Genomic DNA, 24,174 nt, shown 5'->3' with positions numbered 1-24,174 from the left:
ACAAAAAAGACCGCACCATGGCGGTCTCTCGTCCGAAGCGAATTATGCCCCAAGCGCTTCCGCTACCTGCAGGGAGCGGTCGAGGAACTGCTCGATTTCCTCCCGGGTTTTGCGGAGCTTGGACACGAAGCGGGTGATCTCCTCCCCTTGACGGAACACGATGAAGCTGGGAATGCCCAGGATGTTGTATTCGGAGCATAGCTCCGCCAGATCGTCGCGGTCCACCACGATGAATTGAAGCCGATTCTCGTACTTCTTCTCCACGTCCGGCATAAACGGTTCGATATAATGGCAATCCTTGCACCAAGTGGTCTTAAAAACGGCAACGGTCGGCAGTGGTCCCGCGACCTGGCTTCTGAAATCCGCCTCTTTACGGATCTCGATCATCAGGAGTCCCTCCTTATCGGGTGTGATATTTTCCTCTTTATAACACGATATGACCCCCTAGTCAAATCTTACTATTTACAGTATATAGTAAAAGTGATATCATGACAGTATCAATCCCATATCATTCGGAATGTTCCTGTTCCGATAGGAGGAGCACCTATGATTCAAGAGAAGCAAGCATGGAAAGTGAACGGGTTTGTCGGTTTGTTGGCCTTTGCCGCATTGCTGGGACTGGCGGTTTATGCGACGGTCTTGAAGCAGGCGGTGCCAGCCGTTATTCTGTATACGGTCGCTTTTGTCCTGATGACGATGTTCACCGTCGTCCAGCCGAACCAAGGGGTTATCGTCGCCTTCTTCGGCGATTACAAGGGCACCATCCGCCAGAGCGGCATGTGGCTGACCCTCCCGTTCTCCGGCCGGCGCAAGGTGTCCCTGCGGGTCCGCAACTTCAATAGCGTGAAGCTGAAGGTCAACGATGTGGAGGGCAACCCCATCGAGATCGCTGCGGTCATCGTATTCCGCGTGGTGGATACGGCCAAGGCCTTGTACGATGTAGACAATTATTCCCAGTTCGTCGAGATCCAGAGCGAGACGGCTCTGCGTCATGTTGCCAGCAAGTATCCTTATGACAACCTCTCGGGAGAAGGTCTGTCCCTCCGGGGGCATGCCGACGAGGTGGCCGGCGAGCTGTCCCGGGAGCTTCAGACCCGGCTGATCATTGCCGGCGTTGAGGTGATGGAAGCCCGTTTGACCCACCTGGCCTATTCCACCGAGATTGCCAGCGCCATGCTGCAGCGTCAGCAGGCTGCCGCGATCATCTCCGCCCGGCAGAAGATTGTGGAAGGCGCCGTCGGCATGGTCCAGCTGGCCATCTCCCAGCTTCAAGAGCAAGGCGTCATCGAGCTGGATGACGAGCGCAAGGCGGCCATGATCAACAATCTGATGGTAGCCATCGTGTCGGACCGGGCCGCCAGCCCCGTCATCAACACGGGCTCCGTCTACTAAGCGGGAGCCTTCGGACGGCCGTGCCTCCGAAGAAGAGCTTCCCCTTGCGGATCGATCCGCAGCTCTATGACGCGCTGGAGCGTTGGGCCGCCGACGAATTCCGCAGCGTCAACGGGCATCTGGAGTTCCTCCTTCGGGAGGCGCTCCAGAAGGCCGGCCGCCTTCCTGGCCGGCCCCGGTTCAAGGAGGAGTCCCCCGAATAAGGGGACTCCTCCTTATGCAAGAAGCCTCTCCCGGATCCTGTACCCGGGAGAGGCTTCTTATGTTAGTTGCGGATGATGCTGACTACCCAGTTGGCATCGTCCCAACGGACTTCAGCGCCGAACTGCTCGGCGATGATCCGGACCGGAACGAAGGTATAGTCGCCGGTCAGAACCGCTTTGCCCCGCTCCAGCTCGATGGGCTTGCCGTCTACGAGAACGGTTTTGCTGCCGATGGTGAACAGGAGGGTCTTGCCGGAGAGGATATCCGTAACCTGCACCTGTTGGGTTGCCTCGATCCACTTCACTTCCGCGTCCAGATTCTCGGTTACGAAGCGAACCGGAACCATCGTCACTTCCTCCGCTTGATCCACGTAAGGCGTATCCGAAGCGCCCGGCTCCACGCCCTTGGCAGACGGAAGCACCAGGTGCTTGCGGGTGGCCTTCAGCTCCTTCACGAGAAGCTGGTAAGCGGCGGAATCCTTATCCAAGCCCTTGATGTAGCGGGCCATGGAGGAGGGCTTCGACAGATCCAGCGCCTTGGAGGTATCTACGCTGTCCGCCTTGATGGCCCCGCCGATGTTCCACAGATCCGACGTTCCCTTCACCTTCAGGCCCGTTACGGCACCATCGTACAGCTTCAAGCCGCTCAGCTGAAGGTCATACGCATACCGGCGCACCTGCAGGTCCTTGTCGACGTAAAGGTCCAGCTTCATGACATTGGACTTGTTCAGATACGGCGCCATGGGGCCGAAGCCGCTCAGGTCATCGGCCAGCTCGCGAAGCACCTGCTTCACGAGAGCCACGCCCAGTCCTTTCATCGGAGAATCGCCGACAACGCCCACGACGATCTGCTCGATCAGCTTATCCCCGTTCTCCGTGTCCGCCAGCAGGTTCATGATGCCTTTCCGGATGATTTGACCCAGTTGTTCGCCGGTCAAGGAGACGTGAATCACCTTTGCGTCCAGCGCCTGGCCGTTGACGGTAACTTTCTCATCCGTGACGGTTAGACCTTCCGGGTTCGGCATATATTTCAGTAAGGAGGGACCATGCTTCTCCAGAAGCTCCTGCCAATTCAGAGAGCTCAGATCGAAGCCGAAGCCTGCCGCAGGACCTTCCTTCTTCTTGCCGCCCGCCATATTCTTGGCGTCGCCCATCAGGAGCGGAACGGCTGAGCCTTGAAGCACAACGGCCAATTCTTCACCGGATTGGTAAGCCTGGAACGGCACCTTGCTTGCGCCGTACTGAAGCTCGCCCGCCATGGAGCTCTTCGTCTTGGATTCCTGCTTCACTTGGGAGACGACCAGCTTGCCGGTGCGGATCGCCGACAAATCCGGCTTGCCTTCCCCTTGGGCGCCGAGCTCCAGCTCGAAGGACACCTGGTGCGAGCCTTCGTAGGATGAAGCATTCATGGCATTCTGCATGACTTTCTCGAGATCGACTCCACCGACGGTCGTACAGCCCGCCAACAGGCTCAGCACCAGAACGGTCGTGCCGAGGAGGGCCAGTATTCGCTGCTTCATGGATTACGCTCCTTTTCATCCCACATAATAAGAATTCTTCTATATCTTAACATGCTCTTCCTAGTACCGGAAGAGGCCAGGGGGGAAACGAAGTGATGCAAACGAACGGTTCTGCCGGGGGCGGACGTCCCGATTGGGGTCGAAACATGCTGAACTGGCTCGTCAGCGGAGCCAAGCTGCTCCAGACCAAATGGGACAGCTGGAAGACAGAGGGGGAGCTGCTCTCTCTTGCAGGGAGCCTGAATGTCACCCGGGAGGAAACCGCCAGGCTGCGAAAGGAATGGAGCCGGATTCTGTCCTCTCCCCCGGAACCTGCGGCTCCTGCCGCGGAGGAGAAGACGCTGCTGAACCGCATCCAACAGGCTGCCGAAGCCGCCAACCGTAACAATGTGACCCGAACGGCCGCTTATTGGGAGCTCTACCGCAAGCACCCGGAGCTTCATTGGGCATTCCTCGCCCACATGGTGTCCCGCAACGGCGGCTGGGCCATGACGGATCTGCAGGGCGAGCTGCTCCCCCGCATTCTCGACCGCCAGGAGCGCCGGGATCTGTTCCTGTTCCTGGAGCGGGCCAACGCCCTGATCTTCCAGGATGCGTACCCCCAGCTCCTGCTCTACGCCGAGAGCCTGAAGGCCGGACGCCCCCTCTTCCACCTGCTTCCCCTCCTTCACGTCTCCGCCTTCATGCGGCCTGCTTGGGAGCTGTTCTGGGCGAACCGGAATTCTTCTCCGGCGCTCACTCTCTGCCTCATCATCAACGAACAGAATTATATACAGGGGCGGGTGGTGGAGAACGGCTATTACCAGAAGCAGGTGCTGAATACGCTTGCCTTCCAGGCCCAATCCCTCCTCCAGCTGAACCAGGTGTTCTTCCCGTACCGGTCCGGTGAAGACAAGGGTTACCGATTGGCGGGAGCCATTCTGGAGGATTTCACGAGCCTGGACGAGAGGATCGGCATCGGCAAGGCGCTGTACGGCATCCTCTTCGGCATCCCGGAGCTTCGGGTGAGTGCGGCGGCATTCGCCGCGCAGCATCCCCACACCGGCTCCCGCGCCGACTACCATCCCAAACTCTTCTCCGCCGTCAAAAAAGCCCCTCCGTCCACTAGCTACACGGAGAGGCTTCAAGGCTGCGGGCTGCGCCCCGGCGCTTACCCGCTGTACAGTCCTCCGCTGCAAGCCGCGTGGAAGGACCATCCGGTGGAGAAGCCCGAGCGCTATGATTGGTTCAAGGATCCGAAGGCCGCCTCCTGGCTCGGCTCTATACGGGTGCCGGCGTCCTTCGAGATGACCGCCGACGCTTGTACGGCGCTGCAGAAGATCGAGCTGGCCGTGCTGGCCGCCGAGACGGTGGGGCTGGACGAGGATGGCCATTAGCCCGGCTGCGGCCCGCGTTCTCTGCATCCTGCATACATACCGCTAGCCTCTGCGGCTCAGCTTGGCCAGCACTTTGCGGACCGGAGCCGGCAGATCGGCGGCGTCCGCCTTGGTATACACCCGGGTCGCCATCAGCAGGACCGGGTACAAGAGCACGCACACGCCGCTGACCACAGCGGCATTCACGAAGTAGTTCACCTTGCCGGGGAACCAGGTCACGTATTCGTTGGTCAGCCATTCCAGCGGCAGGCCAACGGCAACGATGACCACCGTCGTGATGCCCAAGCCCAGCCAACGGCGTCTCGTAAACATGACGTAGTCCACCTGGCGGCGGAGCTCCCGGAGGTTCAGCACCATCATGACGACGAAGCAAAGTGCCGTCGCGGACATGATGCCGTAAATGCCGAACCACATGGACAGCAGATAGCTGCCCGCCAGCTTGCAAGCCAGACCGACGAATACGTACAGAACCAGCTTCCGCATGGACCCGAGGCCCATCAGGATGGAGCCGGACGTCTGCATGACGATCTGGAACAGGGCCGTCACCGTCAGGAAGGCGATGAGCCCGTTGCCGTTCTCCCCCGTCAGGTACTTGAACTGGTCTACGGGGAACATGGCCGCGTTAACGGGACGCGCCGCGATGGCGATAGCCAGAACGGCAGGCAGGCCCGTGATGACGGACAGCTGCAGCGCCTTGGTGGCCTGCTGCCGCACGGCATCCATATCCTTCCGCGCATAGGCGGAGGAGACGATGGGCACGACGGATTGGCTGAGCGCGATGGCCAGGATGATCGGGATGCCGGCCAGGGACTGAGCCCGTCCGGTCAGGATGCCCAGGAGCTCCTTGGCTTCACCGGCCCCCATCTGCCCCTGCAGAAGGGTGATGACCGTCGACGAATCGATGAAATAAATCAGCGGCACCGTCATGCTGAACAGCACGATGGGCACCGACACCTTGAAGATGGTGCCGTAGATGCTGCGGAACCGGATGGCCTCCGCCTGGGCCTGTCCCTTGCGGGCCAGCTCGGCAATGCCCTCGCGCTCATCGGCGCGACGCAGCCGCATGTAATAGTAGATCAGCACGGCCACGGCTCCCACGCTGCCCATCACGCCCCCGAAGGAGGCGCCGCCGATGGCCCATGTCTCTCCCCAATCCAGCTTCAGGAGGAGGTAGGCCAAGCCCACGGCCGTGATCAGACGGGCGATCTGCTCGACGATCTGGGACAGGCCGTTCGGCATCATCATCCGCCGGCCCTGGAAGTACCCCCGCATCATGGCGATCAGGGGGAACAGAATCAGCGCCGGGGCCAGGGCCCGGATGGACAGGACCGCGTCGGGATCCTTCGCCACCTCGTTCGCGTAATACGGGGCGAAGAGGATCAGGATCGCGGTCATGACCACACCGGCCGCCAAGGCGAATTGGATGGCGGCCTTGTAGATGCGGTTGGCTTCGGCTACGAGGCCGAGCTCCATTTTTTCGGAGACCAGCTTGCTCAGGGCGCTCGGAATCCCGGCGGTGGCGATGGTGAGCAGGGGCGTGTAGATGTTGAAGGCGATGCCGAAGGTGGCCATCCCCGTGTCGCCGATCAGGTAGACCAGCGGAATCCGCTGGACAACCCCGAGAACCCTGGCTACGAGCGCAGCCAGGGCCAGGATCATGGTGCCTTTGATGAGGGAGTCTTTAGACATGCAATGGTTGTTCCTTCCCTATGAAGTCCGTTTGTTCTACCACAGCCAAGCGATGATGAAGACGACGATCATGATCAGCTGCAGGATGATCTTGGCCGCTGTGCTCGTGAAGAACCCGACCAACGCTCCCCAGCCTGCCATCATGGCACTGCGGGCGTCCTTGCCGGCAATCAGCTCGCCGATGACCGCCCCCAGGAAGGGACCGATCAGGAGGCCGGCCACCGGGATGACGAATGGCCCCAGGATGATGCCCAAGGTACTGCCGATGACCGAAGCCCGGGTTCCGCCGAAACGCTTGACGCCCCAGGCGCCCAGCGCATAGTCCGCTACGAACACCACCACGACGATGGTCGTCTCGATGAACCAGAACCAGAAGCCGAAATCGCTCCATGAGATCATCAACCCGTATACGAAGAAGGCCGCATAGACGGCCAGCACGCCGGGCAGTACCGGGTATACGGCTCCTGCCATTCCCACGATGAACAGCACGACGATCAGAATCCACGCGATTATCGTAAGCGTCATGAGATCCCCCTCACTCCAATCCGAAAATGTATCTCCGGATAACCCGGGCCACGCCGTCCTCGTCATTCGTCGCCGTTACGGCGTCCGCTTCCGCCTTGACCTCGTCCTGGGCATTGCCCATGGCCACGCCCAGCCCGGCCTCCCGGATCATGGACAGGTCGTTCTCGCTGTCGCCCATGGCGATCACCTGGGACATCTCCAAGCCCAGGAACTCACACACGTCGCGCAGGCCGCTGGCTTTGGAGATTCCCAGCGGGTTCAGTTCAATGTTGAACGGATGGGAGTTGGTGATCTCCAGGGTACCCCAGCCCTCCAGCGTCTTGCGGATGGCCGGCAGCTTAACGGGATTCTCCGAATAGTACCCGAATTTGAGCCAGCCCATGGCTTCCTCGGCCTCAGGTGTCTTCGGCCAATTCTCCCGGTTGAAGATGCCTTGAACGGCATACGCCCAATACCAGACGTCATAATCCAGCGCCATCTTCCGCATGGTGCGGATCCAATCGAGCGGCATCAGCGTCCGCTTGTACAGCTCGTTCGGCGTACGCCACACCTCGCTGCCGTTGACCAGCACCATGGGGGTCTCCAGGCCGAGCTGCTCAGCATACGGCAGCGCGCTCTGGCGTCCCCGGCCGGTGGAGAACATCACCGCAATGCCGGCCCGGGAGGCTTCTCCGATCCAACGCCGGTTTTCCCCGGAAATTTCCTTCTCCTCGTTCAAGAGGGTGCCATCCATATCCAGCGCAAGCATACGGTAAGGGGTTGTCAGGTTCACATGGGCCTCCTTGTGGGGGAAATATGATCATGTTCGGGATCAGATGGCTGCTGCGGCTCCCTGCGGCTGCTCCTGCATATAGGCGGAGTGCCATAGCGCGAAGCAGTACATGACCCACAGCTTGCGGGCATGGTCCTGAACGCCGTTCTTATGCTCCTGGAGCATCCGTTCGACGGCCCCCATATGGACATAGGAATCGATGCCGCTGGCGCGGATCTCTTCCAGCATCCGCCCCGCGTAAGGGCCCTTCAGCCAATCGCGCAGGGGAACGGGGAAGCCCAGCTTCGGACGGTTCAGGATGAAGTCCGGAATAATGCCCTCCATCGCCTTGCGGAACACGTACTTGGTGGTGCCGCCGGCGATCCGGTGGCTCACGTGGATCCGGCGGGCCAGCTCGAACAGCTCCTTGTCGAGGAACGGGACCCGGAGCTCCAACGAGTGGGCCATGGTCATTTTGTCAGCCTTCATCAGAATGTCGCCGGGCATCCACAGGTTCATGTCGATGTACTGCATCCGGGACACCGGGTCCAGGTGGGTGGTCCGCTTGTAGTAGTCGCCGGCGATCTGGACCGGGTTCTTGTAGGTCCGGAGCAGGTCCCCGCCGATGCGAAGCAGCTCGGCCTTCATGTCCTCGGTGTAGATCTTGGCGTTGCCCAGGAAGCGCTCCTCCAGCGGCGTCGTACCGCGCAGGAGGAAGTTGCGCCCCTTCATGCCGGACGGCAGCACGCTGAACATCTGGTGAAGGGTCCGCTTCAGGCCGAGAGGCATCCAATCGAAGCCCCGAAGCGAATGGGGCTCCCGGTAAATCCGGTAGCCGCCGAACAGCTCGTCGGCGCCTTCGCCCGACAGCACGACGGTAACGTGCTCGCTGGCCAACTCAGCTACATGGTACAAGGCGATGGCCGATGGGTCCGCCACCGGCTCATCCTGATGCCAGACGGCGGTGGGAACGGCGTCGAAAAATTCTTTTTCGGTGATGATCTTGGAATAATGCTCCGTGCCGAGCGCCGCCGCCGTTTCCTTGGCGATGACCGTCTCGTTGTTGGTCCCCTCGAAGCCGACGGAGAAGGTCCGGATGGGCTCGATGGCGCGCATGTGGGCTGCAATGGCCGTGGAATCGATGCCGCTGGACAGGAAGCAGCCCCGCTCCACGTCACTGACCATATGGTGGGAGACGGACTCCTTCAGACGGGCCCGCAGCTCCTCGATGTCGTCGTTCAAGCTCCGCTTGACCGGCTCGAACATGGGATCCCAGTACTTGCGCAGGCGATGGGTACCATCCGCCTTCACCGTGATGGTGGTGGCCGGCGGAAGCTTGTGAACCCCCTCGAACATGGTGTCCGGATCCGGCACGTACTGGAACGTCAGGTAAGAGAGCAGGCTCTCGGGCCGGATGCTCCGGCGGAGACCCTCGGCAGTCAGGATGCTCTTGATCTCCGAGCCATAGATGAAGCGGCTGCCGGACAGATGGTAATAGAACGGCTTGATGCCAAAGTGGTCCCGCGCGCAGAACAGCTGCCGCTTATTCTTATCCCAGATCGCGAAGCTGAACATGCCCCGAAGATGCTTGACGCACTCCTCGCCGTGTTCCTCGTACAAATGGACGATGACTTCGGTATCGCAATGGGTTTTGAAGATATGCCCCCTATCGATGAGCTGGGAACGCAGGGTCTTGTAGTTGTAGATTTCTCCATTGAAGGTGATCCAGACGGTTTCGTCCTCGTTGGCGAGAGGCTGGTGCCCTTCCTTGATGTCGATGATCGACAGCCTTCGGAACCCGAGTCCGATGCCCGGATCCGTATAGAATCCAAAATCGTCGGGACCCCTGTGGACGATCACGTCGGTCATCCGCTTCAACACATTCATATCGGGTACGCTTCCGTCAAACATCATCATGCCGGTTATGCCGCACATCGCCTAACACTCCAAACTTTGCCATCCCTATGGGACCGGATATTTTTTAACGTCGCCGCGTAAAAGCCGCTTTTTTAACGATATATAAGTATAGCATAAGTTGAAAGGGACACCAAAGACGCTCCTCCCCCGAATCCCCCCTTAATCCGGTGTATTCACCCAAAATCACTGCTAAAACCTTACGAGGCTCTTTTCTGAAAAAAGACTTCCAGGTAGCGCCTCTAGCTGGCTCAAGGCCGCTTCCGCACAAAAAGCCGGACTCCGCTAACCGAAGTCCAGCCTCAAATAACTGCAAAAACAGCCTTATGCCCCACTTACCGAAGCTCCCATTCTTCCCTTAGCAGCTCATACTCCACGGAGGACTGCAAGTTCCCCAGCTGGTCTCTCCAGGAGTCTATTCGCACCGCCGTCCGCCGAAAGCCTAGCTTCTCGTACACATGCTGCGCCCGTTCGTTGCTCAGATTGGTGTCCAGCACGATCCTCGTATACCCGACCCCGTAAACCAGTCAGCTGATCAGCATGCGTAGATAAGCTGTACCGTGGCCTTGACCGCGGCTTCCGGGGTCACAGATCTTGATGCCGATCTCGGCTGTCCTCTCCACTGCCGTCCGGTAATTCATCTCCCCGACGGGCACCCCCGCCAACTCCAGAATAAGCCGCCGTCCCCGGTCCGAATCCGCCGCCAGCTTCGCGGCCACTTCCTCCTCCGTCGTGCCGAGAGTCCCTTCGGGAACCCTGCGTGGGCCATGACCTCTCCATCGTTCCACCATTCGCATAACGTCCGCGCATCCGTGGCTGCTGCACTTCGGATGAGCAGCTCTCCCTGCTTCAGCTCCATCTTGTTCTCCCCTTGGGACTGCATTCCCCCGCTCCCCTGAAAAAGGGCCACTTATCCTCCCATATTCACCGACTCACCCGTAATCGGGCCGATGTTGTTTTCTCGTTCTCGTTCCACAACCCTTCCGTCTGATCAACGGCACATTTGCCCTTCGTTCTTCACAATCCCCTTCGTCAGACTCCATGAAAGGCATTTTTGCCTTTGGTTGGGGAGAAGACTCTCCCTTTTCACTTCTACTGGACAACAAACGGCACATTTGCCCTTGAACTCGGAGGATTGTTTTTATCTGAGCAACCAAAGGCATTTGTGCCGTTGGCTGCGGAGCTCGAACGATGCTTCCCATAAAAAAAAGCGGAAGCCCACAAGGCTTCCGCACTTACACCGCCTGACCGGCAGGCCCCCTGCGTCTCAGGCGGCGCTTCTTCCAGACCAGGCCATGGGTCGGGGACAGCAGGAACGCCAGTGCGAACAGCACGCCCGCCACGCTGATCATCGCTCCCGCGATGGAAGCATCCAGGGCCGCCGCGATGAAGTAGCCCAGCACCGCCGAGACGGAGCCGATCCCCATGCTCAGAAGAATCATGATGCTCAGGCGCTCCGTCAGAAGATAGGCCGTGGCCGCCGGCACCACCAGCATGCCCACCACCAGAATGGCGCCGACGCTCTCGAAGGAGGCGACGGTCGTCACGGAGACGAGCCCCATGAGCAGGTAGTGGAACAGCGCCACCGGAATACCCAAGGCCGCCGCGAGGGCCGGGTCGAAGGCACACAGCTTGAATTGTTTGTAGAAGAGCCCGATCATGCTCAGGTTCAGCCCCAACGCGATCCCTAGGGCCCATACGGCCTTGGGGCCGATGTCCGAGCCGCCCACCGTCAGGGTATCCCAGCCGGTGTAGGCGATCTCGCCATACAGCACGCAGTCCAGATCCAGATCCACCTGGCGGGTGAACAGGCTGATCAGCACCACACCCACGGAGAACAGAGCGGTGAAGACCACTCCGATGGAAGCATCGGATTGTACACCCTGCTGGTGGAACATCTGGATCAAGAAGACGGTGACCAGGCCCAGGACGGAAGCGCCCAAAAGCATCGGCAGCGAATCCCGCGTCCCGCTGATCAGGAAGGCGATGACGATGCCGGGCAGCACCGAGTGGCTGATGGCGTCCCCGATCATCGACATTCTGCGGAGCACCAGGAAGCTGCCTACCGCCCCGCAGGCGGAGGCCGCCAGAATGCCGGTTAGGATGATCCAGAATCCGTTCATGCCTGCTCCCCCTTCCCATGAACCTTCAACGGAGCCGCAGAGGCACCGGCCCCCGGAACCCTACCGGAGGCGCCTGCCAGGCTGCTCCGCTCCAGAAGCAGCTCCCGCTTCGCCGATCGCCGCAACAGCAGCTTCGCCAGGACGCCCCGGCCGGGAGCCAGCAGCACCGACAGCGTGAACCAGACGGTGGCCGCCAGAACGCTTAAGGGTCCGGTCGGCAGATTGCCCGCCGCCGTGCTGGCCCAGGTGCCGAAGAAGCCCGAGAGGGCTCCGAACAGTCCGGACAGAGCGGTCATCACGCCCAGACGCTCGGTCCAATACCGGGCGGACACCGCCGGCGTAATGAGCAGCGCGGACATGAGCACCACGCCCACCGCCTGGATGCCGACGACCACCGCCACCACGAGCAGGAGCATCATCAGCTGATCCAGCCAGCCCACCGGCAGCCCGATGCCCCGGGCGAAGCCCGGATCGAAGCTCAGCAGCTTGAATTCCTTGAACAGCAGCACGCAGATGCCGACCAGCAGCACGGAGACGCCGGCCATGACGGTCACGTCACTGCCGTTCAATGCCGCCGCCTGACCGAACAGGAACTTGTCGAGACCGCTCTGATTGCCGCTGCCGCTGTGCTGGATCATGGTCAAGAGCACGATGCCGAAGCCGAAGAAGACCGACAGCACGATGCCCAGCGCCGCATCCTGCTTCACCCGGGAATGCCGGGTGATCCAGCCGATGCCCAAGGTGGCGATCAAGCCGGCGGCGGCAGCTCCGATCAGGAAGATCCCCACCGACTTGATGCCCGTCAGCATGAAGGCGATGCAGATGCCCGGCAGCGCCGCATGGGACAGGGCATCGCCCATCAGGCTCATCTTGCGGAGGTAGGCGAAGGAGCCCAGCACCCCGCTGCCCAAGCCCAGCAGCATGCAGCCTAGCAGGATCCAGCGGATGTTCGGGTCCTGCAGAAGTCCGAAGAGGTTCTCCATCCCGCTCACCTCGCCGTGACGGTGACGGAGCTTCCGCCGCCGTCACGGTCCAGAATGGCCAGCCGTCCGCCGTAAGCCGCGTGCAGATGCTGGGCGGTGAAGGTGGTCTCCACAGGTCCCGAGGCCACCACCGTCTCGTTCAGCAGGAGCACATGGTCGAAATATTCCTTCACGGTGGACAGATCGTGATGGACGACCAGCACGGTCTTGCCCTCCGCCTTCAGCTGGTTCAAGAGGGTGATGATGGCCTTCTCCGTAGCCGCATCCACCGCCGCGAACGGTTCATCCATAAAGTATAAGCTGGCATCCTGCGCCAGCGCCCGGGCCAAAAACACCCGCTGCTGCTGCCCGCCGGATAGCTGGCTGATCTGCCGTCCGGCAAAATCGGCCATGCCCACCTTATCGAGGCATTCCAGAGCGATGGCCTTCTCCTTGGCCCCCGGGCGGCGGAACCAGCCCAGGTGGCCGTAGCGGCCCATCATCACCACGTCCAGGGCGCTGGTGGGGAAGTCCCAGTCCACCGACTCCCGCTGGGGCACGTAGCCCACCTGCTTGCGGGCTTCCGCATATGGCTTGCCGAAGAAGCGGACCTCCCCCTCGAGCCGGGGGATCAAGCCCAGGGCCGCCTTGATCAGCGTCGACTTGCCGGCGCCGTTGGGGCCGACCACACCGATCAGCTTGCCTTCGGGCGCTTCGAAGCTGACCTCCCTTAAGACCGGCTTCTTATGATAAGCCACTGATAAATGCCGGATGCTAAGCGGATTTGCCATGTGCAATCCCTCCTGTTCGATCTATTTCAACGCCGAAACGATGGTATCCACATTATGGCGGACCATGCCGATGTAAGTGCCCTCCGGCGTACCCGCCTCACCCATGGCGTCCGAGAACAGCTCCCCGCCCACGGCGACCGTGTGGCCCTGCTGCTTGGCGCCGCTGATGACGGCCTCGATGGTCTTCTTCGGCACGCTGGATTCGACGAACACCGCCTTGATCTTCCGCTCCACCAGAAAATCCCTCAGGGCGCTCACGTCCTTGGCCCCCGCTTCGGATGCGGTGCTGATGCCCTGCAGCCCCCGGACCTCGATGCCGTAGGCGGCACCGAAGTATTGGAACGCGTCGTGGGCGGTGACGAGCACTCTTCCGCTCTCCGGAATGGAGGCGATCTGGCGCTTGGCGTACTCATGAAGCTCCTGGAGCTTCGCCAGGTAAGCATCGGCCCGGGCCTTGTACTCGCCGGCATGCGCCGGATCCTCCTTCGCCAGCTCTGCCGCAATCGTGCCGGCTGCGCTCATCCAATGCCGCACGTCGAACCAGATATGCGGGTCGTACTGGGTGCTGCCGTCCTGGCTGGCCCGGAGCTTCGCCGGATCGATATCCCGGGAGACGGCGACGACCGTCTTCTTCTTGCCCAGCTTCTCCAGCACCTCCGCCATCTTGCCTTCCAGATGGAGCCCGTTGTAGAGGATCAGGTCCGCCTGCTCCAGCCGCTTTATGTCACCCTGCGAGGCTTTATACAAATGGGGGTCCACCCCCGCCTTCATCAAGCCCGTGACCTCCACACGCTCCCCGCCGATCTCGGCCGCCACGTCCGCGATCATCCCTGTCGTGGCCGTAATCCGAAGCTTCCCGTCCGCCCGGGAGGCGGGAGCATCCGCCGCTCCGCATGCGGCAGTAACCCATAACAAGGCCAAAACCGCAAGCAGCAACCCGGCCCGCTTCCAACTGCCGGTCATCCATCCATTCATGGTGTTCCTCTCCTTTATCCCGTGGACCAAGGTCCCGAAGGTTTGTTTCCTCTGTCTCTAAATTTTGTACAAGTAAATAATTATTGTCCCTGCGACTCTTTTTAAATTATATACAAAAATGTTTCCCTAGTGCAACATCATTTACAGAAAAATTCCTGGTGCCTGTCCCGCGCACTTCACGTCTCCGCATGCCAAAAAGCCCCGGCCCGCACATTCCGTGCGAAGCCAGGGCTCTTGCGTTAAGCCAGCTGCAGAAGCTCCCGAATCTCGTCTTCGGAGAGAGAGGACAAGGCTTCCTCCCCCGGCCGGATCACTTCCTCGATCAGGTGCTTCTTGCGCTGCTGCAGTTCATACATCTTGTCCTCCACGGTGCCCTCGGTCACGAGCCGGATCACCTGCACCACGTTCTTCTGCCCGATCCGGTGGGCCCGGTCAGCCGCCTGCTGCTCCACGGCCGGATTCCACCAGAGGTCATAGAGAATGACGGTGTCTGCTCCGGTCAGGTTCAGCCCCGTGCCGCCGGCCTTCAGCGAAATCAGGAACACGTCCTTCTCTCCGCCGTTGAACCGGCTGCACAGCTCCACCCGCTGGGCCCCCGGCGTGCTGCCGTCCAAGTAGAAATACGGCACCCCCCGGTATCCCAGCTCCCGGCTGATCAGCTCCAGCATGCCCGTGAACTGGGAGAATACCAGCATCCGCTTGCCGGCATCCCGGCATTCCTCCACCAGCTCCAGCAGCTGCTCGAACTTGGACGAGCCGCCGGCATATCCCTCTACGAACAAGGCCGGGTGGCAGCACAGCTGGCGGAGCCGGGTCAGTCCGGCCAGGATCTTGATCCGGTGCTTGCCGAAGCCCTCCTCGTCCAGGTGCTTCAGCGTCTCCTGCTGCAGGCGGGCCAGATAGGCTGCATACAGCTTTTTCTGCTCGGGCAGGAGGCCTACGGCTTGGATCGTCTCGATCTTGTCCGGCAGCTCCTTCAGCACGTCAGCCTTCACCCGCCGCAGCAGGAAGGGGCGGATTCGCTTCGCCACCGTGTCCCGGGGCAGCTCGTTGAAGGCCTGCCGGCCCGGGAACAGACCCGGGAATACGGTATCGCAGATGGACCAGAGCTCCTCCAGCCGGTTCTCCACGGGAGTCCCCGTCAGGGCGAAGCGGTGGAGCGCCTCCACCTCCTTGACGGATTGAGCCGTCTGGGTGGCGTGGTTCTTGAAGGCTTGGGCCTCGTCCAAGAGCAGCGTATGGAAAGTCCGGCCGGCATACAGCTCCATATCCCGGCGCAAGAGTGGGTAGGAGGTGACCAGCACATCGGCATGGCCCTGGAAGCCGCGCTTGACGGCCTTGGTCCGGTCCGCCTTGGACCCGTCAGCCAGCTCTACCCGGATGTCCGGAGCGAAGCGGTGCAGCTCGTTGCGCCAATTGTAGACGAGGGACGCCGGGCAGACGATCAGGGCCGGCATGCCCCGCTCCCGGATACCGGGCAGCTCCGACAGCAGGAAGCCGATGCTCTGGATCGTCTTGCCCAAGCCCATATCGTCGGCCAGGATGCCGCCGAACCGGTAATGGGCCAGCGTCTTCAGCCATTGGAAGCCGAAGCGCTGGTAATCCCGCAGCACCCCCTCCAGCTCCTGCGGGACGGGGAAATCCAGGTTGTCGGGATTCCGCATATTCTCGAGGAGGCGGCGCAGAGACTTGCCCAGCTTGACCGCGTCTCCCCGGTCTCGGGACTCCATCAGGTTCATGCCCCGGAGCGCAGGCAGGCGGAGCTCCGTCCCCTGCAGGTCCGAACGCCGGACGCCCAGCTCCCGCATGACCCCCATAATATCCTGGAAGGCCTCGGTTTCCAGCGGCAGGAGCGCCCCGCTGCGGAGCTTGTGGTACCGCCGCTTCTCCTCCAGCGAGCGGAGCACCTCCTTGATCTCCGCCTCGGGGATCCCGTCCAGGTCGAACTTCATCTCCAGCCAATCGGTCCGCTGGTCCACGTCGACCTTTACCTTGGGGGCGGGATACCCCGTATGCAGCCGGACCTTGACGGCGGAGGTGGCTAGGACGTCGGCGACTTTTTCCAGCTCGGGGACCGTATGGTACAGGAAATCGTACTGCGCCTCCTCGTCGTCCAGGAAGTAGCCGCTCTCCGTCTTGGCGAACAGGCTCTTGTCCATCAGCTCCAGAATCTGCCGTTCCCGCTCGCCGTCCCGCATTAGAATCCGGTCGTTCCCCCGGCCGCCTCCCCGGCTCTCCAGAGGGTTGACCACGATGTCGCCGTATTGGAATTCCAGCCCCGCCAACAGCCGATCCTTCACCCGGTCCAGGAACAGCCTGGCCTTCAAGGGAGTCCGGACAATCCGGTCCGAGACGGCTTGGGCGATACGGACGGATCCCAGCTTCATCAGCCCGGGAACCACACGCTCCATGAACGCTTCCATCTGTCCCGGCGGAATCCGGACCACCGGCTTCCGGTAATCCTCCAGCCGTTCCTTCAGGCCGTCCAGCCGCTCCACCTCCGCGCGCTCCGGTTTAAGGAGCCTGCCGTCATGCAGGACCAGCCCGTAGGGCTCCATCACCGTCAGCTCCTCCAGCCCGTGTACATCCAGCCGGTAGCCGTCCGGTCCGGACTCGTCGAACTGGAAGGAGACCGGCAGCGGCTCCTCCGACCGGCGGATCCCCTCGATGATCCTTCCGTGATCATCCAGCTTCGCCAGCGGCGATGCTACAAGCAGGGGCTCCAGCTTCTCCCAGAATACCGGGGGGATCATCAGGCAGCGGTCGGAGCCTCCGTAACGGCCGGGGGTCAAGTACGGCGTCAGCCGGTCCTGGACCCACCGCTCGCTGTGATACACGTCCGTCAGCACCCGCAAGAGCTCCCGGTCCTCCGGCCGGAACGCATGCTTCTCCGGGTCGTACACGAAGTTCTTGGAGAAATGGATGGTCTCCCGGCGATGAATGCGCTCGAGTGTGTCCCGGATCTTCTGAACCACATAGAGCCGCTTGGGACCGAGCTTGAGCTCCATGCCGAACATGAATTTCCGGTAGCCGTACGGAAGGAGCTTCAGCGTGGCCTCCAGCTCCAGCACCTCTCTCGCGTCGAAGCGAAAAGCCGCACGCCCGGCTGCACCCGGCTTATCCGCGAACAGCTCCAGCACGTCCTCCACCAGATACGGATCCCGGTCGGGCTCCACCGTCCGGCGCGGAGCCAGGACACCCGTCGGAAGGGCGCCTGCCGGATGGAGAAGCGAGGGAAAGCGGCGTTCCGTCTCCGCTCCAGCCCCCTTCCGCTGCCGGTCCAGAGCGGCGAAGAAAGTCGCTGCGATGTGCTTGCAGTGATTCTCGTAAGAGAAGAAGGCCATGCAGGTGCAGGAGGCGTCCGCATCCCCCTCCTCGTCAAACTCGATGCGGACCTCATAGAGCTCCTTGCCGCGGACCTCCGCTTCGTAGATGTCCCCTTCGGGATCGTAATGGGTGAGCTTCACACGCCCTTCCCGGTAATAAGCCTCTCCGCGGGGATAAGACTGCCCGCCGCAGAGACGGTGGATCAGCATCGTGGTAATGGGTGTTCCCATCGGACCGTTCCTTTCTCCCTTGCTTGCTATTGCCCCTATGATACCAGAACTTCATAACCCGAACAAACTTTCGCCTCCACCGCATCACAAAAAAACTCCGGCGACTCTGAAGACGCCGGAGCTTCGCTTATTGTCCCTGCCCGCCTGCTCCCGCCGTGCCGGCCGGGGGAACGCCCTTCGGCGTGCCGTCCAGCCCGATCTGCTGGTCATAGGCGTCGAAGATGGCCCGGGCGATAGGCGCGGCCCCCCAGGAGCCGAAGCCGCCTTCGGGGATGATAACGGCTACCGCCAGACGCGGCTTCTCCGCCGGAGCGTAGGCGATGAATACGGCATTGTCGAGCCGCACGCCCGCCACGTCCTGCTCCGACGTTCCCGTCTTGCGCTTGAAGGTGTAGCTCACGCCGTCGAAGCCCTGTACGTTGGACATCATCCCCTGCTCCAGCACCTTCCAGTAGGCGTCCGGGAACTTCTCCTCGTTCAGCAGCTCCTTCTCGAAGGTCTTCACCGGCTCCTGGTCGTAGGTGGTGATCTTATCAACGAAGAGCGGCTTATACCGTTTACCGTGATTAGCCAGCATAGAGGCGTATTGGGCCAACTGGAGAACGGTGTATTTGCCCTGCTGGCCGAAGGAGGCGTAGATCAGAGCCGATTGAAGGCTGCCCGCCTTCTGAAGGTTCAGATAGTCCGCAATGCCGGGGTTCTCCCCGGGCAGCCCGCTGCCGGTCACTACGCCGAGGCCGAATTTTTTCATGTAAGAGTCCCATACGTCGAGCGCATTGCCCTCCTTGGGGTACGCCGGATACTTGCTGCTGAAGTAGAGCCGGTTGCCGATCATCTCCGCCATGAAGGTGTTGGAGGAATGCTGGATGGCGGTGGCCGGATACAGCGTGCCCCAGTTCATCCCGTCGGAGTTGGGAATCTTGCCGGAGCCGTCTCGTCCGAACACGAACATCCCCAGATCCTGGTAAGGCTCGTTGGGACGGACGATGCCCTCGTTCATGGCCAGCAGCACGGACAAGGGCTTCATGGTGGAGCCCAGGTAGACCATGCTCCCCGGGTGCTTCGCCCGTTCCTTGTCATCCTTGATGTTCGGCAAACGGTCCCGGATCGTTCCGTTGGGGAAGGCGTACTGGAACTCCTCGTTCTCCTCCGGAGACAGGCCGTCCGCCCAGATGTTCGGGTCGTAATCCGGATAATTGGCCATGGCCACCACCCGTCCGGTGTCTACCTCCATGGCGACGGCGTAGCCCGCCACCGCATTGGCGCCCTTGGCGGCATAGGTGCCGCGAGCCGCCGGGCTTTTCATATAGTCGATCTGGTTCTTGATCGCATTCTGCGCCACCAGCTGGACATCCTTGTCGATGGTCAGATGGAGGTTGCTGCCCTTGACCGGCGCGGTCAGCTGGACCTGCTCCATGATCTGAGAGGTGTTGTTGACCCGATAGGTCTTGCTGCCGTTCCTGCCGCGGAGCTCATCCTGGTACATGAACTCCAGTCCGTCGAAGCCCACCATCTCCTCGTTCAGGTACTCCTTCTTCATCGCTTCGTCCTTGTACTTGTCCAGGTACTTGGTGCTGACGTTGTTGGCGGTGGAGAAGGGCCGAAGGTATCCCACGAGCTGCACGGCGATTCTGTCCCCGTCGTACATCCGGGTGCTCTCCTCGGTGATCTCGAAGCCGTCGAACTCGTCCCGGTGCTCCGTGAAGTAGGCGATTTCCTCCCGGCTCAGATTGGCCTTAATCCGCCGGGGGCTGTAGGTGTAGCCCGCGCCCTTGGTCTTCTCGCCGTCCAGGCCGAAGCCCGTATCCATCCGCTTCAGCACCTCGGCCGCGTCGGGCTGCTCCGCCTTCTTCGCGTCCGGCGCCAGCTTCTGGAAAGCCTCCGCCACCCTGCGGGCCAGCGCGATGGTCTCGTCCTTCTTCTTGTCCAGCTTCAGCTGGTAGAAGAGCGATTGCGACGATACCGTATAAGCCAACGGGGCCCCCTTGGCATCGTAGATGTTGCCCCGGATCGGGGGAATCCGCACGTCGGCCTTCTGGATGTTCATCTCCTTGGCCGCCAGCTCCTCCCCCTGCACGAACTGGAGCATGGCCAGCTTCCCGACCAGGATGGAGAACATGACGAATGTGGCAAAAAAATACACGTTGATCCGAATCGAGAACTGGGTCCGCCTGCGCCGGGCCGCCTGTCCCCGGTCCTCGGTATTTACGGGAGTCTGCATGGCACGAATGATACCTCCGCCTATATAAAGAATCGGGTATGTAAGGAATGGATTCCATTTCCTAGTGTACCACGGCCCATTCTCCGTTCCAACCGAATGAGTTCCCAATGATGCAAAAAAGCCCGTCCCCGGTGTTCGGGGACGAGCTGTATGCGGCCGGCCGGATCAGTTCCCCTTCGGGACCCCGTCCAGACCGTATTGCTTGTCATACGCATCGAAGATGGCGCGTGCGATGGGTGCGGCCCCCCAGGAGCCGAAGCCCCCTTCGGGGATGACGACGGCCACGGCCAGCTTGGGCTTCTGCACCGGGGCGTACGCGATGAACACCGCGTTCTCCAGAAGCTGTCCAGCAACCTGCTGCTGGGAGGTACCGGTCTTGCGGGCCAGATCGTACCCGACGCCGTCGAAGCCCGTGACGAAGACCTCCTTCATCCCGTTCTCCAGCACCTTCCAGTAGGCGTCCGGGAATTTCTCTTCGCTGATGAGCTGAGGCTCCAGCTTGCGGATCAGCTGGCCGTCGTAGGTGGTGATCCGGTCCACGAACAGCGGGCGGTACCGCTTGCCCTTGTTGGCCAGCATGCTGGCATATTGGGCCAGCTGCAGGGTGGTGTACCGGGCCTGCTGGCCGAAGGAGGCGTAGATCATGACGGACTGGGCGGACTCCCGCTTGGCCGTATCGAAGTAGTAGGGATCGCCCGCATACTCACCGGGAAGCTGGCTGCCGGTCAGCTGGCCCAGGCCAAACTTCTTCATGTAGGAGTCCCACACCTCGATGGCGTTGCCCGCCTTCGGGAAGGACGGGTACTTGGAGCTCTTGTACATCCGGTCGCCGATCATCTCCGACATGAAGGTGTTGGCCGACCACTTGATGGCGGTGGCCGGGGTCAGCACGCCGTAGTTGTGCTTGTCCGAGTTGCTGACGGAGCTCTTCTTGTCCTTGCCGAAGACGAAGGTGGTCGGGTCGCTGTAGCGCTCGTTCGGCGTGATCATGCCTTCGTTCAGGCCGACCATGACGGTGAGCGGCTTGATGGTAGAGCCCAACGGTACCAGGGAGCTGGGGTGCTTGCCCCGTTCTTTGTCATCCTGGATATTGGGCAGACGCTCCCGGATGGTTCCGTTGGGGATGGCATATTGGAAGTCGCGGAGCTCGTCCTGCGACAGGCCGTCGGCCCAGATGTTCGGGTCATAGTCCGGATAGCTGGCCATGGCGACCACCCGCCCCGTATCCACCTCTATGGCTACGGCGTAGCCGGATACCGCGTTCTTGCCCAGAGCCGGATACTGAAGCTTGGCTGCCTCGCTGCTCTTCATGTACGCCAGATGGTTAGCGATGGCGTTCTCCGCCGCCAGCTGGACGTCCTTGCGGAGGGTCAGGAACAGGTTGTGCCCCTTCTCCGGCGGCGTGATCTTCACTTGGCCGATGATCTGGGATTTGGAGTTGACCGGGTAGGTCTTGCTGCCGTTCTGTCCGCGCAGCTCATCCTGGTACAGGAACTCCAGGCCGTCGAAGCCGACGAACTCCTCGTTCAGGTACTCCCCGGGATTGTCCTTGTAGTAGTTCAGGTAGGACTGGGACTGGTTCCTCGCCGTCGAATAAGGACGGAGGTAGCCCACCAGCTGCACGGCGATGGTCTGCTCGTCGTAGACCCGGGTGCTCTCCTCCACGATCTCGATGCCCTGAAGCTCATCCTGGTGCTCCGTCAGGTAGGCGATCTCCCGGTTGGTCAAGCCGGCCTTGATCCGCCGGGGCTGGAAGGTATAGCTGGGATCCTTCACCGGGTTCCCCTCCAGGTCCAGCCCCACGTCCATGCGCTTGATGACCTCGGCGGCGTCCAAGACTCCCGCCTTGGGGTCGCCGAGCTTGGCCAGAAGGTCCGCCAGCTTGCGGGCCAGCGCGATTTTCTGCTCGCCGGTCTGGCCGGGAACGATGCGGTAGAACAGGGATTGGGCGGACGTCGTATAGGCGATGGGGTATCCGTCCAGATCGTAGATGTTGCCCCGGATCGGCGAGATGGTGATGTCCTTCTTGGTGTTGGCCTGCTCCTGGGCGGACAGCGTCTTGCCCTCCACGAACTGCAGGAAGGCCAGCTTCACGATCAAGGCCGAGAACAGCAGGAAGGTGGCGAAGAAAAACATATTGATTCGGATGGAGAAATGAGTCCGTCTGCTCCGCTCATGGGTCTGTTCGTCGTCGGTGGGGTGGGATACGGTTCTTCTCATAGGTCCTCCTTACTTCAAGAGCTCCTGCAGGCTGTGGATCCCGCTTCCGGTCAAATAGTCGTAGCGCAGGATCTTGCGGGCATCGATGCCGATCTGCTGCGGCGCCCAAATATCGTTCTGGTCATGGTCCCCGATGTACAGCACCTCGGACGCTTCCAAGCCCGATTCCTCGAGGGCGAGCCGGAAGATGGCAGGGTTCGGCTTCTCCAGCCCTACCTCCGTCGAGACGATGACGGGATCGAAATAATGGAGGATGCCTTTGGCCTCCAGGATGGTTTTGAGAGTGGGGGCGAAATTGGAGATGATGCCGAGCCGGAATCCCCGGCGGTGCAGCTCCGCAAGCACGGGCTTCACATCCTCGAACAGCTGGTAATGCTCCGGCCCTGTGAACAGATCGTAGAGCTCGTGGCAGCAATGGTGAATCTCGTCTTCCGTCCACTCCTGGTCGGCTCCCAGCTCCTGCAGAATGAACCGGTATACCTTCATCCAGAATTCGCGGTCGGATTCCGGGGAACAGACCTCCTCGGGGTTCAGCTGCTTGCCGTAGTAGAACAGGCGGAACGCCTGGGTGAACAGCTCGCCGACCTGCTCCTCCTCCCGGTGGAGGGAACGGAGAGCCAGAAATTGCTGCATGATGACCCGGGCGGCCGGTATGGTCATCAGCGTGTCGCCGACGTCGAAGAAGACGGCTTTGTACTGCTCCAGCGGCTTCATATGCCATCATTCCTCCTTGGGAGTCAAGATTCTTCATTCTTCCTATTCTAGCATACCCGGGAGGGGGAACCAAACGGCAAAAAAACAGGAAATCCGACCTTCGGAAAGGGTGGAAGTCCCTTCCCGCTTATTGTATCCTAGGGGGATAATCGGCATGGGACGGCCTCCTGGGAGGACCGCCCAGGAAGGAGTATGGACATGAGCGGAGCATCCGTCATCTACACTATCGGGGAAGCGCTGATCGACTTCATCCCGGACCGGAAGGGCGTCCGGCTGAAGGAGGTGGACGGCTTCCGCAAGGCGGCGGGAGGGGCGCCGGCCAATGTGGCCTGCGCCGTAGCCAAGCTGGGAGGCCGGAGCGCCTTCATCGGGATGCTGGGCCGGGACGCCTTCGGGGATTTTCTGCTGGAGACGCTGGAGGAGGCGGGGGTGGACACGCGGTATACGCACCGGACCGGCGACGCGCTGACCACCCTGGCCTTCGTCAGTCTGCAGGAGGACGGCAACCGGGACTTCTCCTTCTACCGGAATCCGGGGGCGGACATGCTGCTGTCGGAGGAGCACGTGGCGGATATCCCCTTCGGTCCGGGGGACATCCTGCACTTCTGCTCCGTCGATCTGATCGACGCCCCGGTCAAGGAGGCCCACCGGCTGGCCGTGCGGCGCATGGCGGAAGCCGGCGGCACGGTCAGCTTCGACCCCAACGTGCGGCTGCCCTTGTGGCCGTCGCCCGAGGCATGCCGGGCCGCCATCCTGGAGTTTCTGCCGTTCAGCCACATCGTGAAGGTCAGCGACGAGGAGCTGGCGTTCATCACCGGCATCGAGGATGACGAGGAACGGGCGCTGGCCTCCTTGTTCACCGGAGCGGTGAAGCAGGTGCTCTACACCAAAGGAGCCGCGGGCTCCGTATGGGTGTCCCGGGACGCGACGGTGGAGGTCTCCGGGCGGCAGGTGGAGGCCGTCGACACCACAGGCGCGGGAGACGCCTTCGTCGGCGCGGTCCTCTACCGGCTCCGGGCGGCCCAAGGGCTGGGGCCGGAAGCATGGACGCCGGAGCAGGCCCGAGAGCTCCTGGCGTTCGCCAACGCAGCCGCCGCGCTCTCGACCACCCGGCCCGGCGCCATCGCGTCCTTCCCCGGACCGGACGAGGTCCGGGGGTAGCGCCCCGAGGGCCGGGAGCGGGCATCGGTCACGGGGTGTGGGGCAAGGAGCGGGGGCGCAGGGCCGAGGAGCAAGGGAGC

Annotated in this window: 20 protein-coding genes; 4 read left to right on the top strand and 16 right to left on the bottom strand. The window is 61.6% G+C overall.

All coding sequences use genetic code 11. The annotated features are described in order from the left end of the window. Positions 1-42: 42 nt before the first annotated feature. Positions 43-387: a thioredoxin family protein gene (locus ACSEXW_RS12425; RefSeq protein WP_438446471.1), complete on the bottom strand. Its 345-nt coding sequence runs from the start codon at positions 385-387 to the stop codon at positions 43-45. A 162-nt stretch (positions 388-549) separates the two neighbouring features. Here ACSEXW_RS12425 and ACSEXW_RS12420 point away from each other — a divergent pair, with 162 nt between their 5' ends. Both ACSEXW_RS12420 and ACSEXW_RS12415 read left to right on the top strand, forming a co-directional pair. Further along, on the top strand, positions 550-1,392 hold the full coding sequence (locus ACSEXW_RS12420; RefSeq protein WP_438446648.1) for an SPFH domain-containing protein: 843 nt from the start codon (positions 550-552) through the stop codon (positions 1,390-1,392). Positions 1,393-1,412: 20 nt separating this feature from the next. Beyond that, the gene (locus ACSEXW_RS12415; protein ID WP_438446470.1) at positions 1,413-1,595 is read left to right on the top strand and encodes a type II toxin-antitoxin system antitoxin; all 183 of its coding nucleotides are present in this window, start codon (positions 1,413-1,415) and stop codon (positions 1,593-1,595) included. A gap of 62 nt (positions 1,596-1,657) precedes the next feature. Here the strand turns inward: ACSEXW_RS12415 and ACSEXW_RS12410 are convergent, their stop codons facing one another. Further along, the gene (locus ACSEXW_RS12410; RefSeq protein WP_438446469.1) at positions 1,658-3,115 is read right to left on the bottom strand and encodes a copper amine oxidase N-terminal domain-containing protein; all 1,458 of its coding nucleotides are present in this window, start codon (positions 3,113-3,115) and stop codon (positions 1,658-1,660) included. A gap of 95 nt (positions 3,116-3,210) precedes the next feature. Between ACSEXW_RS12410 and ACSEXW_RS12405 the strand changes: the two genes are divergently transcribed. Continuing rightward, positions 3,211-4,491 (top strand): DUF2515 family protein, encoded by a 1,281-nt coding sequence (locus tag ACSEXW_RS12405; protein WP_438446647.1) that lies wholly within the window; start codon positions 3,211-3,213, stop codon positions 4,489-4,491. A 42-nt stretch (positions 4,492-4,533) separates the two neighbouring features. Here the strand turns inward: ACSEXW_RS12405 and ACSEXW_RS12400 are convergent, their stop codons facing one another. The 14 genes from ACSEXW_RS12400 to ACSEXW_RS12335 form a co-directional block, all read right to left on the bottom strand. Beyond that, positions 4,534-6,180 (bottom strand): putative polysaccharide biosynthesis protein, encoded by a 1,647-nt coding sequence (locus tag ACSEXW_RS12400; protein WP_438446468.1) that lies wholly within the window; start codon positions 6,178-6,180, stop codon positions 4,534-4,536. A gap of 36 nt (positions 6,181-6,216) precedes the next feature. Continuing rightward, positions 6,217-6,705, bottom strand: coding sequence for a DUF456 domain-containing protein (locus ACSEXW_RS12395; protein ID WP_438446467.1), 489 nt, complete (start codon positions 6,703-6,705; stop codon positions 6,217-6,219). Between the two features lie 10 nt (positions 6,706-6,715). Beyond that, entirely contained in the window at positions 6,716-7,453 is a 738-nt protein-coding gene (locus tag ACSEXW_RS12390; RefSeq protein WP_438446646.1) for a Cof-type HAD-IIB family hydrolase, read from the bottom strand. Positions 7,454-7,516: 63 nt separating this feature from the next. After that, on the bottom strand, positions 7,517-9,391 hold the full coding sequence (gene asnB, locus ACSEXW_RS12385) for an asparagine synthase (glutamine-hydrolyzing) (RefSeq protein ID WP_438446466.1): 1,875 nt from the start codon (positions 9,389-9,391) through the stop codon (positions 7,517-7,519). 314 nt (positions 9,392-9,705) lie between these two features. Beyond that, a complete protein-coding gene (locus tag ACSEXW_RS12380; protein WP_438446465.1) occupies positions 9,706-9,867 on the bottom strand; it encodes a GNAT family N-acetyltransferase in 162 nt (53 codons plus the stop codon). Positions 9,868-9,897: 30 nt separating this feature from the next. Then, the gene (locus ACSEXW_RS12375; protein ID WP_438446464.1) at positions 9,898-10,161 is read right to left on the bottom strand and encodes a hypothetical protein; all 264 of its coding nucleotides are present in this window, start codon (positions 10,159-10,161) and stop codon (positions 9,898-9,900) included. 444 nt (positions 10,162-10,605) lie between these two features. Beyond that, on the bottom strand, positions 10,606-11,493 hold the full coding sequence (locus tag ACSEXW_RS12370) for a metal ABC transporter permease (RefSeq protein WP_438446463.1): 888 nt from the start codon (positions 11,491-11,493) through the stop codon (positions 10,606-10,608). After that, positions 11,490-12,476, bottom strand: coding sequence for a metal ABC transporter permease (locus ACSEXW_RS12365; RefSeq protein WP_438446462.1), 987 nt, complete (start codon positions 12,474-12,476; stop codon positions 11,490-11,492). The genes ACSEXW_RS12370 and ACSEXW_RS12365 overlap by 4 nt, the downstream gene beginning before the upstream one ends. A 5-nt stretch (positions 12,477-12,481) precedes the next feature. Next, positions 12,482-13,246, bottom strand: coding sequence for a metal ABC transporter ATP-binding protein (locus ACSEXW_RS12360; RefSeq protein WP_438446461.1), 765 nt, complete (start codon positions 13,244-13,246; stop codon positions 12,482-12,484). 21 nt (positions 13,247-13,267) lie between these two features. Then, on the bottom strand, positions 13,268-14,221 hold the full coding sequence (locus ACSEXW_RS12355) for a metal ABC transporter solute-binding protein, Zn/Mn family (RefSeq protein WP_438446460.1): 954 nt from the start codon (positions 14,219-14,221) through the stop codon (positions 13,268-13,270). 239 nt (positions 14,222-14,460) lie between these two features. Beyond that, positions 14,461-17,778: a DEAD/DEAH box helicase gene (locus tag ACSEXW_RS12350; RefSeq protein WP_438446459.1), complete on the bottom strand. Its 3,318-nt coding sequence runs from the start codon at positions 17,776-17,778 to the stop codon at positions 14,461-14,463. Positions 17,779-17,905: 127 nt separating this feature from the next. Then, positions 17,906-19,999 (bottom strand): peptidoglycan D,D-transpeptidase FtsI family protein, encoded by a 2,094-nt coding sequence (locus tag ACSEXW_RS12345; RefSeq protein ID WP_438446458.1) that lies wholly within the window; start codon positions 19,997-19,999, stop codon positions 17,906-17,908. Positions 20,000-20,164: 165 nt separating this feature from the next. Then, complete coding sequence (locus ACSEXW_RS12340; RefSeq protein WP_438446457.1) at positions 20,165-22,219, bottom strand: peptidoglycan D,D-transpeptidase FtsI family protein; 2,055 nt, start codon at positions 22,217-22,219, stop codon at positions 20,165-20,167. A 9-nt stretch (positions 22,220-22,228) separates the two neighbouring features. Beyond that, complete coding sequence (locus tag ACSEXW_RS12335; protein ID WP_438446456.1) at positions 22,229-22,933, bottom strand: HAD-IA family hydrolase; 705 nt, start codon at positions 22,931-22,933, stop codon at positions 22,229-22,231. A gap of 198 nt (positions 22,934-23,131) precedes the next feature. On the opposite strand from ACSEXW_RS12335, the gene ACSEXW_RS12330 reads away from it, so the two are divergent. Then, positions 23,132-24,094 carry a carbohydrate kinase family protein gene (locus ACSEXW_RS12330; protein WP_438446455.1) on the top strand — a complete coding sequence of 321 codons (963 nt, stop codon included), beginning with the start codon at positions 23,132-23,134 and terminating at the stop codon, positions 24,092-24,094. Positions 24,095-24,174 lie beyond the last annotated feature (80 nt).

Origin of the sequence: Oryzibacillus soli, from assembly GCF_051594765.1 — a bacterium.
Lineage (GTDB): Bacteria > Bacillota > Bacilli > Paenibacillales > NBRC-103111 > Paenibacillus_AR.
This window is presented reverse-complemented; position numbering and strand designations above follow the sequence as displayed.